Source organism: Streptomyces sp. NPDC088254 (assembly GCF_044740925.1).
Lineage (GTDB): Bacteria > Actinomycetota > Actinomycetes > Streptomycetales > Streptomycetaceae > Streptomyces.
The window spans coordinates 336,195-352,494 of sequence record NZ_JBIURQ010000012.1 but is presented as its reverse complement, the minus strand read 5'-3'; the positions used below and the strand labels follow the sequence as shown (position 1 = coordinate 352,494).

Sequence of the window (16,300 nt, the reverse complement as noted above, 5' to 3'; positions counted from 1 at the left end):
TCGGCGTGAAGCTGACCACGCTCCGCCCCGAGCAGGCCTCCTACATCGGCGTCGAGGTCGACGGCCCCTACAAGCCGGACCACTACCGCTACTGAACGAGCGTCTCGCCGGACGGCGGGGCCCGTACGCCGCCGCTGAGGCCGCCGTACGCGCCCCGTTGCCTACTCGGGGTCGCCGAACCAGCAGCCCAGCGCCCCGGCCAGGGTCTCCGCGTCCCCGGCGTGGCCGCGGGCCGACCAGGCGATGTATCCGTCGGGCCGCACCAGCAGGGCATCCGTACCCATCTGCTCGGTCGCGGTCGCCGTCACCACGTTCACCCGGAAGCGCCACGGCTCGGCGGCTTTGAGCAGGTCCTCCGAATCGGCCAACAGCAGCAACAACGGCCTTGCGTTGTGCAGGAGTTCGGAAAGGCCGGTGACCGAGTCGCCGGTTTTCAGCAGCACGTCGGGCGCGAAGCGACCGGCCAACGGGTCGTCGGCGCGGCCGGTGTCGTACTGGACGTCGACTCCACTGATCATGCCACTGAGGTACTGGTTGACGTCGTCGAAGTGCATCATCCGGGCGAACAGGGTGCGCAGCGAGTCCATCCGGGGGTCGGGGTCCATCAGGGCCACCTGGGCGCGCACGTTCTCCAGGACCGCCTCGGCGATGGGCGCGCGCTCGGTCTCGTACGTGTCGAGCAGTCCGGCCGGCGCCCAGCCGTGCACCTCTGCGGCGAGTTTCCAGCCCAGGTTGACGGCGTCCTGAAGGCCGAGGTTGACGCCCTGGCCACCGGCCGGGAAGTGGACGTGCGCGGCGTCGCCGGCCAGCAGGACCCTGCCGACACGGTAGTGCTCGGCCTGCAGGGCGGCGTCACTGAACCGGGTGAGCCAGCCCGGTGAGTCCATCGGTACCGGGTGGCCCGCGATCCGCTCCACCTCCGCCCGGAACTCGTCCAGGGTCACGGGCGCCTGCCGGTCCTGGTGCGGGCCGCGGAAGTCGTAGGTGCACACCCGGCTGCGTCCGAACAGGTTGAGCCACACCAGGGTCCAGCCCCGCGGGTTGCGCTGCCAGCCATGCGGAGCCCGTGCCGGGTCCAGCAGGCGGACCTCGCCGATCAGGGCGCCGACGCGGGCGGGCGTGCCGGTGAACGGGATGCCGGTCAGTCTGCGCACGGCGCTGCGGGCGCCGTCGGCCCCGACCACCCACGACGCACGCAGTGTGTCCGTGACGCCCCGGGAATCGCGTACGGTCAGGCGTATCGCGTCCGCTTCCTCGTCGAGGCCGACGAGTTCGCGGTCGCGCCGGATGCTCGCGCCGAGCCGTTCGGCTTCGGCCGCGAACACCTCCTGGGCCCAGGCCTGCGGGCTGCCCACCATGACGGGACCCTCGGTGACGACACGGCTCAGGTCGAGGTCGAACATGCCGGAGAAGTGGAACGGCACGGGGCCGTGGCCCACCGGCGGGGCAGGCGGGCCGGGCTGCACAGCCTTGAGGAGTCCGCGCCGGTGCAGGGTCTGCGCGGTGCGGGCGTGCAGTGTCCCCGCCTTCGACTCACCGGTCGGCGTGGGCAGCTTCTCCAGGACGGTGACGTGCACGCCCAGCATGGCCAGTTCCCGGGCCAGCAGCATGCCGACGGGCCCACCGCCGACGACGGCGACCTGGGTGTCCACGGCTGGGCTGTTCGGCATCGGGGCTCCTGCGATGGTAGACGACACTCTGGGCATCCGTTCGGATGCTGTACGTCAGGAGGAACACCGGCCCGCGTCGACAGGTTGCACGAGGGTGCCGGTTCAGCTGCCCGGCAGCCGCACGGACTGCCGGTGCCGGAAGACGTTGCCGGGGTCGTACGCCTGCTTAACGCGCTGGAGGCGACGGTAGTTGCCCTTGTAGTACAGGTCGTGCCAGGGGGTGCCCGAGCGGTTGAACTCCGGCGAACCAAGGTCGGCGTCGGGATAGTTGACATAGCAGCCGTCGGTGACCGCGCCGGGGACCGGCACGCCGCCGGTGTCGGCGTACATGTCGGCGTAGAACTCGCGCAGCCAGCGCACGCAGTCCTTCTCGTCGGCCGGATCGTCCCACCAGATCATCCAGGCCAGCTTGTACGCGGCGTCCCGGTGGGCGCTCGCCGTGGCGTCCTGGGCGACGGCCGAGACCTGGCCGGCGAAGGAGCTGAGCATGACCGAGCCCGTCGGGTTGCCGATGTCCGTGCGGGTCAGGTGGCGGTGGAGCGCGGCCAGTTGGCGCTGCGGGAAACCGGCCTTCATGTACGCCGACTTGAAGTCGCTCCTCTGGGTCGGGTCGTTGGTGGTGGGGTTGGCCGTGCCGAGGTAGCGGGCCGCCTGCAGCCAGGGAAGGCGGCGCGGAGCGGCCAGGTCCGGCAGCGCGGCCAGCTCACCCATCCGCGTGGTGACCGGACCGTGCGCGACGGTGACGCCCTCGGTGACCGCCGCGAGGAACTCGTCGTGCAGCCGGGCCGCGCCAGGCACGCTCGCGTCGACGTGCGTGATCAGGCCGACGGCCCCGTTGGAGACGTGGTTGAGGGAGAGCAAGCTGCACACGGCGGTCGCCGGGTCGCCTGGGGCGGCGTGGCGCACATGCCAGTCCGCGTAGTTGCGGACCAGCCGCGTGAAGGATCGCTCGTCCAGGTCGGCCCACTTCCACGAGACGGCGCTGACCAGGACCTCCGGCGGCGGGGCCGGCAGCAGCCGGGCCGGGTCCGTGCCGCTCGCGCCGGGGCTGCGGAACCAGTAGCGGGTCACGACGCCGAAGTTGCCGCCGCCCCCGCCGGTGTGCGCCCACCACAGGTCCCGGTTCGGGTCGCCGTCCTCGCGGGTGGCGACGACGGTGCGCACGGTGCCGTCGGCGTTCACCACGACGACCTCGACCGCGTACAGGTGGTCCACCACCAGGCCGAGCCGGCGGCACAGCAGTCCCCAGCCGCCGCCGCTGACGTGGCCGCCCGCCCCGACCTGGAAGCACATGCCCGCCGGCACGATGACGCCCCAGGTGCGGTACAGGCGCTCGTAGACGTCGAGGAGCTGGGCGCCCGGCTGCACCATGAAGGCGTTCATGGACGGGTCGAAGTCCACGTCCCGCATCGCCGACATGTCGATGACCGCTTGCACGTCGGGACTGAAGACGAAGTCCTCCCAGCAGTGTCCGCCGCTGCGCACCGTGAGCCGCTTGCCGGCCCGGACCGCCTGTCGGACGGCGGTGGCGACCTGGGCGGTCGAGCGCGGAACGTAGACCGCCTCCGGCCGGCCGATGTAGCGCTGGTTCCAGCCCCGGACGAGGTCCGTGTAACGCGCATCGCCCGGGGTGACGGTCACCAGTTCCTCCGGCTGGGCCACCGCCCGACCGGCGGGCAGCAGCACCCCGCCGCCGATCCCGGCGCTCGTCGCGAGCATCCCCCGTCTGCTCACCTGTCGCCTGCCGTGCGTCATGGGGCCTCCCCTCCCGCTGTCGCGTGCGGATCACACGCGGATGCCGCCGACGCTAGGCATCGCGCGACGGTTGCCGCACTCCGCATCTTGCGGCGTGCTCGGCGCGGGACACCTGGCTCGATTCTTCAGAGGCCACTGCGACAGTTCAGCCCGGGACCCCGCATCGGAATCCCACCCGAACCCTGTGACCAGGAACGAGGAGGGGTGTCATGTCGAGCATGCCGCTCACCGGTAAGTCGGTGCGCCTGGCGCGATTGTCCCGGCCGGGAGACGGCCGGTTCCTGTTCGTGCCGCTGGACCATTCCGTGTCCGACGGGCCCGTGGCCACCGCCGCCGGCTTTGGCGACCTGGTCCGCTCCATCACGGACGGCGGGGCCGACGGCGTCGTCGTCCACAAGGGCAGGGCGCGCATGATCGCGCCGGTGCTGCTCACTCGGTGCTCCCTCGTGGTGCATCTGAGCGCGAGTACCGCGCACGGGCCCGACGTCAACGCCAAGGTGCTGGTCGGTGACGTGGAAGAGGCGGTGAGACTGGGCGCGGACGCGGTCAGCGTGCACGTGAACATCGGCTCCGACACCGAGGCGGAGCAGCTCGCCGACCTCGGCACCGTGGCCGCGGCCTGCGACCGCTTCGGCATGCCGCTCATGGCCATGATCTATCCGCGTGGTCCCCGTGTGACCGATCCGACCGACCCGACGCTCGTCGCGCATGTGGTGAACATCGCTGCGGATCTGGGCGTCGACATCGTCAAGACGGTGCTCGTCGCCCCGCCGGAGCGCATGGAAGAGGTGATCGCCTCCTCGCCGCTGCCGGTGGTGGTGGCGGGCGGCGGCTCCACCGAACGCAACCTGTACGAGTTCGCGGTCACCGCCATGGACCTGGGTTGCGCCGGACTCGCTGTCGGACGACGGGTGTTCACCAGCCCGTCGCCCGAGAAGGCGGTCCGGGAACTGGCCTCAATCATTCACCGCCGCGAGCTCACGTCCGAGCCCGCGCCGCAGACCGAGATGGCAGGTGTGTTGTGAAGTTTGCCTGGATCGACCTCCGGACCGTGCCCGCCGAACACCGCGAGGCGGTCGTCGACGCCGCGATCCACGCCCGGGTCGACGGCATCGTCGACAGCGCCCCGGAGCGCCTCGCCCTGCTGCCGAACACCGTCAAGCGCGTCCTCGCACCGGGCGCGCGCATCGGCGAGGAGGTCCCGGAGGACCTGATCGTGCTGCGCGAGGTCGTCGACGTCGACAGCCTCGGCGCGCTGGAGAGCCTGCACCGCGCCGGCGAGAAGGACACCGCCGCCTGGGTCAACGTCGTCGACGACCCCACCCTGAAGCTCGCCTGTGAGGCCGCACGTGAACTCCCCTTCACCGTGGTGGAGTTCAAGGACCCGACGAAGATCCCGCTGGAGATCGTGATCGCCGCCGCGGACGCCTCGCCGGGACAGCTGATCTGCCAGGCCTCCGACATCGAGGAGGCGCAAATCATCGTCGACGTCCTGGAGAAGGGCTCCGAGGGCGTCCTGGTGGCCCCGCGCTCCGCGAACGACGTCTTCGCGCTGGTGGAGATGTTGCGGGTGAAGACCCCGGACCTGCAGCTTCAGACGCTCACCGTCGAGTCGATCGAGCACCTCGGCCTCGGTGATCGAGTCTGCATCGACACGTGCACCCACTTCGAGAAGGACGAGGGCATGCTGGTCGGCTCCTACGCGCACGGCTTCGTGCTGTGCGTGAGCGAGACGCACCCGCTGCCGTACATGCCGACCCGGCCGTTCCGCATCAACGCGGGCGCGCTGCACAGCTACGTGTTCGGGGCGGACAACCGCACCAACTACCTGAGCGAGCTCAAGGCCGGCAGTCCGGTGCTCGCCGTCGGCGCCGACGGCCGCACCCGCCGCATCGTGGTGGGCCGCATCAAGCTGGAGTCCCGCCCACTGCTCGGCATCAAGGCCGTGTCACCGGAGGGCGTGGAGGTCAGCCTGATCGTGCAGGACGACTGGCACGTGCGGGTGCTCGGCCCCGGTGCGGCGGTGCTGAACGTGACGGAGCTGAAGAAGGGCGACCAGTTGCTGGGTCATGTGGCCACCGACAAGCGCCACGTGGGCTGGCCGGTCGGCGAATTCTGCGTCGAGAAGTAGGTGACAGGCGTCCGGGGCCGCTCTCGCCGCGGCCCCGGCACCGCGACGAGGAGTCCGGTGGAGACGATGACGCAACGGTCCTGGTGGGGTGCCGAACTACTCGGCCGCCACGCCGACGACATGGTGTGGGCACGTGCCGCAGACCGCGAGGTCACGTTCGGCAGGATGCGCCGCGAAACGGCCTGGCTGGCCAATGTGCTGGAGCAGTACGGCATCCGGGCGCACAGCACGGTCGCCCTGTACGCCAACGCGAGTTTCACGCACCTGTGGACGCTGTTCGCGCTGTGGTCGCTCGGCGCCCAGGTGGTGCTGAGAGAGACACCGCCCGGCCGGTGGTCACCGGATGTCCCGCCCGGTGCACAGCCGGCGCAGTTCTCGGTGTCGCTCGGCGAGAGCCGCAGACGGCCCGATGACTTCGTCGACGAGTGCGAGGTGCTGGTGCGCCGCCACTCCGACGGCCGTCCGAAGGCGGGCGGGCACTGCCTCGTGCAGTTCTCGTCGGGAACCACCGGGCGTCCCAAGGCGGTCGGCAGGAGCCCGCGGTCGCTCCTGGCGGAGCTGGACCGGCTCACCGCCGTGGACGGCGCACCGCACCACGGTGAGCGGGTGGCCGTGCTGGAGCCGCTCACGCGCTCCTTCGGGCTGATCGGTGGGGTGCTCCACTCGCTCGCGGTGGGCGCGACGGTGGTGCTGCCGGCGGCCCGCACGGCGGTGGCGACCGTGCGTGCGGCTGCCGACGCACACGTCGTGTTGGGCAATCCGCACCACTTCCGCCCGCTGGCGTGGGCCGAGCCCGGAGAGCTGCCGCACCTCCGGCTGGCCGTGTCGAGCGGTGACGCCCTGCAGCCCGAGATCCCCGCGGTGTTCCACGGCCGCCACGGGGTGCGTGTCGGCCAGGCCTACGGCACGACCGAGACGGGCCTCGTCGCCGCAGACCTCACCGGCCGCTTCGACCCGGCCGTCGTCGGCGTTCCGGTGCCCGGTGCCCGTACCCGTGTGGTCGGCGGGGTGCTGGAGGTGCACGTCCCCGAGTCCCCGTATCTGTACGACGACACGCCCTGGACGGGTGGCTGGATGTCCACCCGTGACCTGGTCACGTGTGATCCCCGGACCGGTGCTCTGCGTCTGCGCGGTCGGGTCCAGGGCGTCGGGGACACCTCTGTCGACCTGCTGCGCATCGAGTCGGTGCTGCGGGCCCACCGACACATCACGGACGCGGTGGTCCTCGGGGTCGGCCCGATCGAGGCGCATGTGGCCGGCAGTGCGGAGCTGGACGGCGAGGACCTGCGTTCCTGGTGCCACCGGTTCCTCGGCGGGGCGCCGGCGCCGGACCGCTACCACCTGCTGCGGGAGCTGCCCCGCACCGCCAACGGCAAGGCCGTGCGGGACCGTGGCGTCCTGCGCCGTCACCGGACGCACCCGCCCGGGGCGTGCCGCTGCATCAGCTGGTGAGCCGCACGGCAGCCGAGAGCCGCGGCCGGGGACGGATAGGGCCCGCTCGGGCGGAGTCGGGGACCGGGACTGGCGACCGGGCCGGCGACCCCTTGTCCGTGGTCCGGTGCGGTCGGATCCGCTCACGGCGGGGCCACCGCGCGGCGGTCCGGTCACGGCGGTTCGGTCACGGCGGCGCTTCGTGACCACCCGCCGGGCGCCGGCATTCTCCCCTCCACTCCCCGCCCCCCGGACGCTTCCCCTCCGCCGGCGGCGCCATCCGCCGCGAGAGCCATGAGTAACGCCCCCCAGAGGAATGGAAGGCACGGAGCATGACGGTGACGACGACCGCCGCAACGCTGTACACCTGTGACGAGGCACGCTGGCAGGCCGTGCAGGACCGGGACGCCCGCGCGGACGGCCACTTCTGCTACGTGGTCACCACGACCGGCGTGTACAGCCGCCCGTCGTGCACGGTGAAGCTGGCCCTGCGGGAGAACGTACGCTTCTTCCCCACCCCTGAGGCTGCCCGGGCCGAGGGCTACCGCCCGTGCCGTCGCTGCTGCCCCGACGACTCCGACCGGCACGCCGCGGCCGCCGAGGCGGTGGCCCGGGCCTGCCGGATCATCGACGAGGCGCCGCTGCCGCCGAGTCTGGACGAGCTGGCCCGCAGGGTCGGCTACAGCCGCTTCCACTTCCACCGCCTGTTCAAGTCGTTCACCGGCATCACGCCGCATGCCTATCTGGCGGCGGCGCGTGCCCGCCGGGTGCGCGAGGCCCTGCCTCTGTCCGGGACGATCGCCGACGCCATGTACAGCTCGGGGTTCAACTCCGGCGGTCATTTCTACGCGGCGGCGCCGGAGATCCTGGGCATGACCCCGAAGGAGTACCGGGCGGGCGGCGACGGCACGGACATCCGGTACTCGGTGGCGGACTCGTCACTGGGGCCGGTACTCGTCGCGGCGACGGACAAGGGCGTGTGCGGGGTCCTGACGGGAGACGAGGTGCCGGGCCTGCTGAACCAGCTCCGCACCATGTTTCGGCAGGCCCGGCTCTTGCCCGCGGACGACGATTTCGCCGCTGCCGTCGCCGCGGCCGTGCGCGAGGCGGAGCCGCCGCAGCTCGGCCGTGAACTTCCCCTGCGCATAAGGCGGTCCGCGCTCACCGTGCGGGTGCGGCGGGCGGTGCCGACGGCGGCGGTGCGGGTACGGCGCACGGTGCCGGCGTCGGTCGTCGTCCCGAGCAGGTGACCCGGGCCGGGGCACGTCCACCGGCCGGGGCGCGACCGCCGTACCTCGGTGCACAGCGGACCGGAGTGCCCCGGTGCATGGCGCCCTCCGGCTGACGGAGCCTGCCGGGAACACGGCCGCCGGCCCGGGCCGGCCCGGCGGCGCGGAACCTCTCCGCCACCGGCCGGGCCGGCACTCGGGTGCGCAGGAGCTGACGGAACCCGCGGTCGGCCCCGCCGGCCGGGGCTCCGCTCAGCCCGGGGAGCGGGACTCCGCCCCGGCGGCGGCCGGCTGCTGCCCGGCCACCACAGGGCGCAACCGCCCCGATGCCCAGGTCGCGGGCAGCGCCGCCGCGCACACCAGCAGTCCGGTGAGCACCGCGTCCGTCGCACCGCCGTGCGCGACGGCCGCGCCACCGGCCACCGCCCCGACCGCGATACCCGCGTTGACCGCGGACGCCGGCAGCGTCGCGGCGAGGTCGCGTCCGGGGCCGGCCAGCAGCCCGACCCGGTACTGCAGCGAGGGGACCAGGCCGAATCCGACCACCCCCCACAACACGAGGGCGAGAGCCACCAGGACGCGGGACGCGCCTGCGAGGTGCAGGACCGCCAACGCCACGACCAGGGCGAGGTTGGCCGCGACGAGCGTGCGCGCCGCGTCCCGGTCCGCCGCCCAGCCCCCCACGAAGGTGCCGGCGGCCGTCGCGGCCCCGTAGGCGAAGAGGAAGACGGTCAGCCAGGTGCCGGACACCCCCGTGACGTCCTCCAGGAAGGGCGTGATGTAGGTGAACGCCGCGAACTGGCCTCCCAACAGCAGGAATCCGACGCCGAGCACGGCCAGCACGCGGGGCGCCAGCGCATGCCGGGACTGTGCCCACAGGCCGCCCGTGCCCGAGCCGTCGACCGGCGGGACGCACACCGCCGCCGCCAGCAGCGCCACAGCCCCGAGGACCACGATGGCCGTGAACGCCGCGCGCCAGCCCAGGTGCTGGGCCGCCAGGGTGCCGAGCGGGACCCCGAGCGCCGTGGAGACGGCGATGCCGCCGAACACCACGGAGATCGCGCGTCCGGCCCGCTCCGGCGGCGCCAGGGCGGCCGCCACCGTGAACGCCGTCCCGAGGAAGAGACCTTGCAGGGCCCCGGTGACGGCCCGAGCCGCGAGCAGCGTGCCGAAGCCCGGGGCCAGGGCGGCCAGCAGGTTGCCGGCCACGTAGCCGGCCAAGGACGCCCACACCAGGGTGCGGCGCCGGACCCGGATGGTGAGCGCCGTCAGCAGCGGACCGCCGACACAGATGCCCAGCGCGTACGCGGTGACGAGCGCGCCCGCCGTGTCCACCGACACGGCGAGGTCCCCGGCGACGAGCTTCAGCAGGCCGACGACGACGAGCTCGGCACTGCCCATGACGAAGGTGGCCAGGAAGAGGGCGGCGAGGGCCGGGCCCGGCCGCCGCGGCACGGAGCGGGGAACGGAGGTCATGTCAGTGCCAGAAGTTCTTCCTGGCGCTGCGCAGACCCTGGAACGAGTCGAGGTCCGGGACCGTCCACCCGTCGAGGTCGTACTCCTGGAGGCACTGCTCGGCGAAGCCCTTGTACGCGTCCAGCTGGCCGGTCTCCACCTGGGTCATGAAGATGTCGCTGCGCACCGACTCGTGGTTGCCGGAGTAGTTGCGTTCGTACAGCTCGTGCCGGCCGCCGAACTCGGTGCCGACCGCGTCCCACAGCAGCTTCATCAGCTTGACGCGGCTGACGGCGTCGTAGCCGTTGGAGCCGCGCACGTACTTGTCGAGGTAGGGACGCACCTCGGGGTTCTTGAAGTCCTCGGCGCTGGAGTTGACGTAGATCAGGCCGCTGGCGACGTCCTGCTCGATGATCTCCTTGATGCGCGGGTAGCCGATGGTCATGAACCAGCGGTAGGCCATGCCGTACTCCAGGCGCGGCAGCAGGGCCCCGTCCTTCCACTCCTCGGGGTTGCGGGCGGCGGCGTCGGTCAGGGCCCAGAACATGTTGCGCCAGGCGAGCACCTCGCCGATCCGGGCCTGGATGCCGCGGAAGTCCTTGGTGCCGGTCATCTCGACAGCCTTGGCCAGCAGCCCGGCGATGAAGTCGATCTTCACGGCGAGGCGGATGCACCCGTGGAAGGTCAGGCGCGGGATGAAGCCGGACTTCGGGGCGAAGCCGTTGACCTGGTCGACGTCGCCGTAGAGGAAGACGTTCTCCCAGGGGATGAGGACCTTGTCGAGGACGAAGATGGTGTCGTTCTCGTCCAGGCGCGAGGAGAGCGGATAGTCGAAGGGGCTGCCCATGACGGCGGCCGTCGCCGCGTAGGAGGGGCGGCAGATCAGCTTCAGGCCGGGCGCGCCCATCGGGACGGTCGCGACGAGCGCGAACTCCTTCTTTTTGAGAGGGAGTCCGTAATGCGAGATGAAGTTGTAGTGCGTGATGGCCGAGCCGGTGGCCACGACCTTGGCGCCGCTGACGACGAGCCCGGCGTCGGTCTCCTTCTCCACGTGCACGAAGACGTCCTTGACCTCTTCGGACGGGCGGTGGCGGTCGACCGGCGGGTGGATGATCGCGTGATTCCAGAACAGCACCTTCTCCTGGGACTCGCGGTACCAGCGCCGTGCGTTGTCCTGGAACGGCGCGTAGTAGTCGGAGTTGGCGCCGAGGGTGCCGAGGAAGGCCGCCTTGTAGTCCGGGCTGCGGCCCATCCAGCCGTAGGTGAGGCGGGCCCACTCGGCGATCGCCTCACGGTCCTCCACGACGTCCTGGACGCTGCGCGGGGTGCGGAAGAACTTGTGGGTGTAGCCGTCGCTCCCGGTGTCGGTGCGGGTGGTCAGCACGTCGCGGCGGGCCGGATCGTGCAGCGCGTCGTACAGGCGGGCCGTCATCCGGGCCGGGTTGGCGAACGCCGGGTGCTTGGTGACGTCGTCGACGCGTTCGCCGTAGATGTAGACCTCGCGGTCGTCGCGAAGGCTCTCCAGGTACTCGTCGCCGGTGAGGGGGCGGGTGGTGCGGGGAGCCGGTGCGGAGGCGGAGGCCTCGCCCTGCTGCAGCGTCATGGTGTGTCCTTGTCCGGTCGTCGGTCAGTGACCCAGGGGGATGTGGAGCGCCGCGGTTCCCGACGGCCAGGCGCCGTCCGCCGGTCCGTCGAGGGTGCCCGCCCACGCGTGGTGGCCGGGCGCGGTGTCCAGGAGGCGGAAGGCCCCGCCGTGGAAGACCAGCGGCTCCGCGTCCCACGTCGTGAAGGTGCGCACCCGCCCGATGTGCAGCACGTGGTCGCCGCCGTCGTACGCGGCCCAGGGCACGCAGTCGAGGTGGGCGGCGCAGCCGGACAGGCGCGGCCCCGCCGCGTCGGGGTCCCAGGCGACGGGAGTGTCCGCGGGCAGTGGCCGGCCCGCGAAGTGCAGGGCCAGGTCCTGCTGGTGTGCGGCGAGGATGTTCACGCCGAACGACGGCGCGCCCGTGAGCAGGTCGCACATCCGGCTGCGCCTGTCCAGGGACACCATCACCAGCGGGGGGTCGAGGGAGACGGAGGTGAACGAGCCCACCGTGGCGCCGTGCACGCCGCCGCCGTGCTCGACGGTGACCACCGTGACGCCCGTGGCGAACCGGCCGAGGCAGTCACGAAAGCGGCGTTGGCTGTCGCCCATCGGCACTCCTCGGAAAGGAATTGGACCCTCGAATTCGGCGCTCTCTGTGGGGCATTGTGCCGGTGGCCTCTGAAGGATCGATCGAGGAGAAAGGCGGGTGTTTCTGCGCAATATCCAGGAGGCCGGAAACGATTGACACCGACGGTGCGGGCCGCCTGTACTTCCTTCTCGGATTCATGCAACCGATACGAGGTGGCCCATCATGAGACTCCAGGTCGAGTTGACCGACGCACTCCAGGACTACGTCGCCGATGTCTCGCTGCGCGAGCCCGACCTGTTGCGGCAGCTGCGTGAGGAGACCTCGCAGCTGCCGCTGCACCTGATGCAGATCTCGCCGGAGCAGGGTCAGTTCATGCGGACCCTGCTGAAGGCGACCGGGGCCCGGCGGACTCTCGAGATCGGCGTGTTCACCGGGTACAGCCTGCTGTCGACGGCGCTCGCGCTGCCCGCCGACAGCCGTGTCGTGGGCCTGGACATCAACGAGGAGTGGGGCGCCATGGCGCTCGACTACTGCAAGCGGGCCGGCGTCGCGGACAAGGTCGACCTGCGCATAGGCGACGCCCGCGCCTCCCTGGAACGGCTGCTGAAGGAGGAGAACGCCGCCGGCACGTTCGACTTCGTCTTCATCGACGCGGACAAGGAGAACTACACGGCGTACTACGAGTTCGCCCTGGAGCTGCTGCGCCCCGGCGGCCTCGTCGTCGTCGACAACGTGCTGTGGCACGGCGCCCTGCTCGACGACTCCGTCCAGGACTCCGAGACGCAGGCGCTGCGCGCCTTCAACCCGCGGCTGCTGCACGACGATCGGGTGGAGCTGAGCGTGATCCCGTACGCGGACGGCCTGACGTTCGCCGTCAAGCGCTGAGTTCCGCTCCGCGCACGCGTGAAGGCCGCCCCGGCAGGACCGGGGCGGCCTTCACGCGTGGGTCAGGGCAGGCGGACCGACTGGGCGTGGCGGAAGAAGTTCGTCGGGTCGTACTTCTTCTTCACCTGCTGCAACCGCGGGTAGTTGCCCTTGTAGTAGAGAGCGTGCCAGGGCGTCGACGACGTGTTGTACTTCGGGTCGTTCAGGTCGTTGTCCGGGTAGTTGACGTAGCAGCCGTCGGTGACGTCGTTGGGCACGGGGACACCGCCGGTGTCGGCGTAGACCTCCGCGTAGCACTGCCGGTTCCAGGCGATGTAGGCGGCGTCCTGGGCGGGGTCGTTCCACAGGGACATCCACATCATCTTGAAGAACGACTCGCGGTGCGGATAGCCGGTGGCCGACGGGGCGAGCCGGTTGACCTCGCCGCCGTAGGAGCTGAGGGTGACGGAGGCGCCGGGCAGGACGACGTCCGTGCGCGTCAGGTGCTTGTACAGCGCGGCGAGCTGGCGGTCGGGGAAGGCCGCGCGCATGTAAGCGGACTTGTACTCCTGCCGGTAGGTCGGGTCGGTGAGGTTGGTGTTGGTGGTGCCGAGATAGCGGGTGGCCTCCAGCCAGGGCAGCTTGCGGGGTTCGGCGTAGCTCGCCATCGGGCCGAACTCGGCGAACTGGCGGGTCACGGCGACGGTCGGCACGTCGACGCCGGCGCCGATCGCGGCAAGGTAACCATCGAGGAGCTGACGGGCGTTGGGAACGGTCGCGTCGACCTGGGTGACCATGGCGATCTGGCCGGCGGACTTGTGGGTCAGCACGAGGAAGCTGGCCAGGGCCAGTTCAGGGGCGCCCGGGGCGCTGTGCGCGGTGAACCAGCGCGCGTAGTTCTGCGCCAGCCTGGAGAACCTCGCCTCCGTCATGGTCTCCCACGGCCAGGCCTGCGCCACCAGATACACCTCGCGGGGCGGCCTGGGCAGGAGCTTCTTCGGGTCGGTGCTGGTGGCGCCGGGCGTGCGGAACCAGTAGCGCGTGACGACACCGAAGTTGCCGCCGCCGCCGCCCGCGTGGGCCCACCACAGCTCGCGGTGGGGATCGCCGGGATCGTTGGTCGCCACGACAGTGCGCACCTTGCCGTCGGCGCCGACCACAACCACCTCGACGGCGCACAGGTAGTCGATGATCAGACCGAGCTGGCGGCACAGCAGGCCCCAGCCGCCGCCGCTGACGTGGCCGCCGGCCGCCACGGAGTAGCAGATGCCGCCGGGCACGGTGACGCCGTACACCTGGTAGAGCAGGGTGTAGACGTCGAGGAGCTGGGCGCCCGTCTCGACGGCGAACGCGCGCCGCCCGGCGTCGTAGTACACGTTGTTGAGCTGTGACAGATCGAGCACCACCTGGACCTCGGGGTTGAAGACGAAGTCCTCCAGGCAGTGGCCGCCGGAGCGCACGGTCAGACGTTTGCCGGCGGTGACGGCGGCCTGCACGACACCTGCCACCTGGGAGACATCGTCCACGATCTGCACGGCCTCGGGGCTGCCGACGTAACGGTTGTTCATGCCGTGCACGAGCTCGCCGTACTGGGCGTCCGCCGGCGTCACCGTCACCGGGGCGAATGTGACGGTCGCGGCCTCCTGCTCCGCTGCCGCCGCCCGCCCGGCGAGTGCTCCGCCCATGGCGGCCGTGCCGCCCATGGCCGCGGCGGTCGTGAAGAACCGCCTGCGGCCTATTCCCTTGTTGTCGCGCACTCTACGTCTCCCGTTCTCGCCATTTTCGGCGCACCGCTTCACGCGTTCACCTGCGCCGCGACAGTACGAATCAGCCATCGCGGAAAACACCCCGGATCTTGCGGTCGAATCCCTGAACGGCGGATTCCGGGATACGACCGCAAGATGGGGAGTGTCGGACCGCTCACCGATCGCCACCATCGGAGTCAGATGGAATTCGCCATGGTGGAAGGAGGCGGGGCCGGTGACGGTCAGCGTCGGTGAGGTGTACGAGAACCCGCGGTGCAGGGAGCGGGTCGTGATCAGAACGCCGTCCTCGCACACGGGCGGGGCGCGCACCGTGATGGACGTGTACTCCGAGCCCGGCGGCGCCGTGTCGGGGGAGCATCTGCACCCGGTGAGCGAGGAACGCTTCACGCTGGTACGGGGCAAGGTCGCCTTCCTGATCGGCGGGCGCCAGGTGACCCTCGACAAGCCCGGGCAGAGCGTGCTCATCCAGCCCGGCATCAAGCACCGCTGGTGGAACTGCAGCGGTGAGCAGGCCTTCCACATCTGCGAGATCCGCACAAACAGCGACCGCTTCGAGCAGTTGGTGCTGCGCCAGCTCTTCGGGCTCGCGCAGGACGGCAAGACCACGCCCGAGGGCATGCCCCGGCTGCTGCAGCAGGCGGTGACCACGCTGGAGTTCGGCGACGTGGTGCGGTTCACCTCGCCCCCCTGGGCACTGCAGCGCGCCCTGTTCACCGTGCTGGCCCCGATCGCCCGGCTGCTGGGGCACCAGGGGTGCGACCCTCGGTACATGGATCGCAAGCCGTCCGAGATCGCGGAGCTGGAGGAGCTTCCGGAGGAGGTCATGCGCTGGCACCGCTGATCCCCCGGGCCCGGTGGACATCGCCTGCAACACCTTCGGGCACGGCGGTGTTTCCCATGACGAGAGCACACCGCACCGCGCTCCTCCCTCACCTCAGGGCGGGGCCGACCATCGAGAAGGAACCTTATGGATCTGCAGCTTTCCGGCCGGGTCGCCGTCGTCACCGGTGCCTCGAAGGGCATCGGCCTGGCCATCGTCCGCACGCTCCTCGAAGAGGGCGCCAAGGTCGTGGCCACGTCCCGCAAGAGCACCCCGGAGCTGGATGCGCTGGCCGGCCCGAACCTCGTGCACGTCCCGGCCGACTTCATGGACGAGGACGCGCCGGCGCAGGTCATCGACCGCGCCGTGGAGCAGTTCGGCGGGCTCGACATCCTGGTGAACAACGCGGGCGGCCCTCCGCCCGGCGTGACCCTGCCCCGCGGCTCGTTCCTGCATGCCTCCGACGAGGAGTGGCGTGCCATGTTCGAGTTCAACCTGTTCTCGGCCGTGCGTGCCATCCGTGCCGCCATCCCGCACCTGCAGCAGCGCGGCGGTGGCGCGATCGTGAACATCTCCTCCGGCAACGCCCGGCAGCCCTCGCCGATCAACGTCGACTACGGTGCCGCGAAGGCCGCCCTGAGCAACATCACCAAGGTGCTCTCGGGCGAGTTCGCCCCCCAGGGCATCCGCGTGAACACGGTGTCCCCCGGTGTGGTGCGCACGCCGTGGTGGACCGACGAGGGCGGCGTCGCCGACATGATCGCCTCCCAGGCCGGCACCGACAAGGACAACGTCATCAACAGCGTCGTCCCGGAGATGCTGAACCTGGCCACGGGCCGGTTCGTCGAGCCGCAGGAGGTGGCCGACGCCGTCGTGCTGCTGGCGTCGCCGCGCTCCGGCAGCACCACGGGGGCCGAGTTCGTCGTGGACGGTGGACTCCTCAAGGAGCTCTGAGCACCACCGTGCGGGAGGGCCGGCGAAACCCGGCCCCTCCGCCCGTGCCCG

Annotated in this window: 14 protein-coding genes; 8 read left to right on the top strand and 6 right to left on the bottom strand. The window is 71.2% G+C overall.

The window, feature by feature from the left end; genetic code table 11:
- Positions 1-95: adenosylhomocysteinase (locus ACIOC0_RS32590; RefSeq protein ID WP_351255708.1), on the top strand; the 95-nt coding region annotated here is incomplete at its 5' end.
- A 66-nt stretch (positions 96-161) separates the two neighbouring features.
- Here ACIOC0_RS32590 and ACIOC0_RS32585 read toward each other — a convergent pair.
- The gene (locus ACIOC0_RS32585; protein ID WP_402159335.1) at positions 162-1,670 is read right to left on the bottom strand and encodes an FAD-dependent monooxygenase; all 1,509 of its coding nucleotides are present in this window, start codon (positions 1,668-1,670) and stop codon (positions 162-164) included.
- A gap of 102 nt (positions 1,671-1,772) precedes the next feature.
- Positions 1,773-3,425: an FAD-binding oxidoreductase gene (locus ACIOC0_RS32580; RefSeq protein ID WP_402159334.1), complete on the bottom strand. Its 1,653-nt coding sequence runs from the start codon at positions 3,423-3,425 to the stop codon at positions 1,773-1,775.
- A 218-nt stretch (positions 3,426-3,643) separates the two neighbouring features.
- Between ACIOC0_RS32580 and ACIOC0_RS32575 the strand changes: the two genes are divergently transcribed.
- The 4 genes from ACIOC0_RS32575 (at position 3,644) to ACIOC0_RS32560 (ending at position 8,237) form a co-directional block, all read left to right on the top strand.
- The gene (locus tag ACIOC0_RS32575) at positions 3,644-4,450 is read left to right on the top strand and encodes a 2-amino-3,7-dideoxy-D-threo-hept-6-ulosonate synthase (RefSeq protein ID WP_402159348.1); all 807 of its coding nucleotides are present in this window, start codon (positions 3,644-3,646) and stop codon (positions 4,448-4,450) included.
- A complete protein-coding gene (locus ACIOC0_RS32570) occupies positions 4,447-5,556 on the top strand; it encodes a 3-dehydroquinate synthase II family protein (protein ID WP_402159333.1) in 1,110 nt (369 codons plus the stop codon). The genes ACIOC0_RS32575 and ACIOC0_RS32570 overlap by 4 nt, the downstream gene beginning before the upstream one ends.
- A 66-nt stretch (positions 5,557-5,622) precedes the next feature.
- Positions 5,623-7,008 (top strand): class I adenylate-forming enzyme family protein, encoded by a 1,386-nt coding sequence (locus ACIOC0_RS32565; protein ID WP_402159332.1) that lies wholly within the window; start codon positions 5,623-5,625, stop codon positions 7,006-7,008.
- A 311-nt stretch (positions 7,009-7,319) separates the two neighbouring features.
- Complete coding sequence (locus ACIOC0_RS32560) at positions 7,320-8,237, top strand: bifunctional transcriptional activator/DNA repair enzyme AdaA (RefSeq protein ID WP_402159331.1); 918 nt, start codon at positions 7,320-7,322, stop codon at positions 8,235-8,237.
- Between the two features lie 231 nt (positions 8,238-8,468).
- On the opposite strand, the gene ACIOC0_RS32555 is transcribed toward ACIOC0_RS32560, so the two are convergent.
- Genes ACIOC0_RS32555 through ACIOC0_RS32545 form a run of 3 tightly spaced genes read right to left on the bottom strand, consistent with a single transcriptional unit; the run spans position 8,469 to position 11,865 of the window.
- Complete coding sequence (locus ACIOC0_RS32555; RefSeq protein ID WP_402159330.1) at positions 8,469-9,692, bottom strand: MFS transporter; 1,224 nt, start codon at positions 9,690-9,692, stop codon at positions 8,469-8,471.
- A gap of 1 nt (position 9,693) precedes the next feature.
- Positions 9,694-11,274, bottom strand: a complete 1,581-nt coding sequence (locus ACIOC0_RS32550) for a 4-hydroxyphenylacetate 3-hydroxylase family protein (RefSeq protein WP_402159329.1) — start codon at positions 11,272-11,274, stop codon at positions 9,694-9,696.
- A gap of 24 nt (positions 11,275-11,298) precedes the next feature.
- Positions 11,299-11,865: a flavin reductase family protein gene (locus ACIOC0_RS32545; RefSeq protein WP_402159328.1), complete on the bottom strand. Its 567-nt coding sequence runs from the start codon at positions 11,863-11,865 to the stop codon at positions 11,299-11,301.
- Between the two features lie 202 nt (positions 11,866-12,067).
- On the opposite strand from ACIOC0_RS32545, the gene ACIOC0_RS32540 reads away from it, so the two are divergent.
- Positions 12,068-12,730, top strand: coding sequence for a class I SAM-dependent methyltransferase (locus ACIOC0_RS32540; protein ID WP_402159327.1), 663 nt, complete (start codon positions 12,068-12,070; stop codon positions 12,728-12,730).
- Positions 12,731-12,792: 62 nt separating this feature from the next.
- On the opposite strand, the gene ACIOC0_RS32535 is transcribed toward ACIOC0_RS32540, so the two are convergent.
- Positions 12,793-14,466: an FAD-binding oxidoreductase gene (locus tag ACIOC0_RS32535; protein WP_402159326.1), complete on the bottom strand. Its 1,674-nt coding sequence runs from the start codon at positions 14,464-14,466 to the stop codon at positions 12,793-12,795.
- A gap of 223 nt (positions 14,467-14,689) precedes the next feature.
- Here ACIOC0_RS32535 and ACIOC0_RS32530 point away from each other — a divergent pair, with 223 nt between their 5' ends.
- Together ACIOC0_RS32530 and ACIOC0_RS32525 are read left to right on the top strand one after the other, a co-directional pair.
- Positions 14,690-15,316 (top strand): cupin domain-containing protein, encoded by a 627-nt coding sequence (locus ACIOC0_RS32530; RefSeq protein WP_402159325.1) that lies wholly within the window; start codon positions 14,690-14,692, stop codon positions 15,314-15,316.
- 126 nt (positions 15,317-15,442) lie between these two features.
- Positions 15,443-16,249, top strand: a complete 807-nt coding sequence (locus ACIOC0_RS32525) for an SDR family NAD(P)-dependent oxidoreductase (RefSeq protein ID WP_402159324.1) — start codon at positions 15,443-15,445, stop codon at positions 16,247-16,249.
- Positions 16,250-16,300: the final 51 nt, after the last annotated feature.

What these genes read in the sequence shown, in the direction of transcription:
- ACIOC0_RS32585 (WP_402159335.1), bottom strand. Translation starts at nt 1,670, where the DNA reads ATGCCGAACAGCCCAGCCGTGGACACCCAGGTCGCCGTCGTCGGCGGT.
- ACIOC0_RS32580 (WP_402159334.1), bottom strand. Translation starts at nt 3,425, where the DNA reads ATGACGCACGGCAGGCGACAGGTGAGCAGACGGGGGATGCTCGCGACG.
- ACIOC0_RS32575 (WP_402159348.1), top strand. Translation starts at nt 3,644, where the DNA reads ATGCCGCTCACCGGTAAGTCGGTGCGCCTGGCGCGATTGTCCCGGCCG.
- ACIOC0_RS32565 (WP_402159332.1), top strand. Translation starts at nt 5,623, where the DNA reads ATGACGCAACGGTCCTGGTGGGGTGCCGAACTACTCGGCCGCCACGCC.
- ACIOC0_RS32560 (WP_402159331.1), top strand. Translation starts at nt 7,320, where the DNA reads ATGACGGTGACGACGACCGCCGCAACGCTGTACACCTGTGACGAGGCA.
- ACIOC0_RS32555 (WP_402159330.1), bottom strand. Translation starts at nt 9,692, where the DNA reads ATGACCTCCGTTCCCCGCTCCGTGCCGCGGCGGCCGGGCCCGGCCCTC.
- ACIOC0_RS32550 (WP_402159329.1), bottom strand. Translation starts at nt 11,274, where the DNA reads ATGACGCTGCAGCAGGGCGAGGCCTCCGCCTCCGCACCGGCTCCCCGC.
- ACIOC0_RS32545 (WP_402159328.1), bottom strand. Translation starts at nt 11,865, where the DNA reads ATGGGCGACAGCCAACGCCGCTTTCGTGACTGCCTCGGCCGGTTCGCC.
- ACIOC0_RS32540 (WP_402159327.1), top strand. Translation starts at nt 12,068, where the DNA reads ATGAGACTCCAGGTCGAGTTGACCGACGCACTCCAGGACTACGTCGCC.
- ACIOC0_RS32525 (WP_402159324.1), top strand. Translation starts at nt 15,443, where the DNA reads ATGGATCTGCAGCTTTCCGGCCGGGTCGCCGTCGTCACCGGTGCCTCG.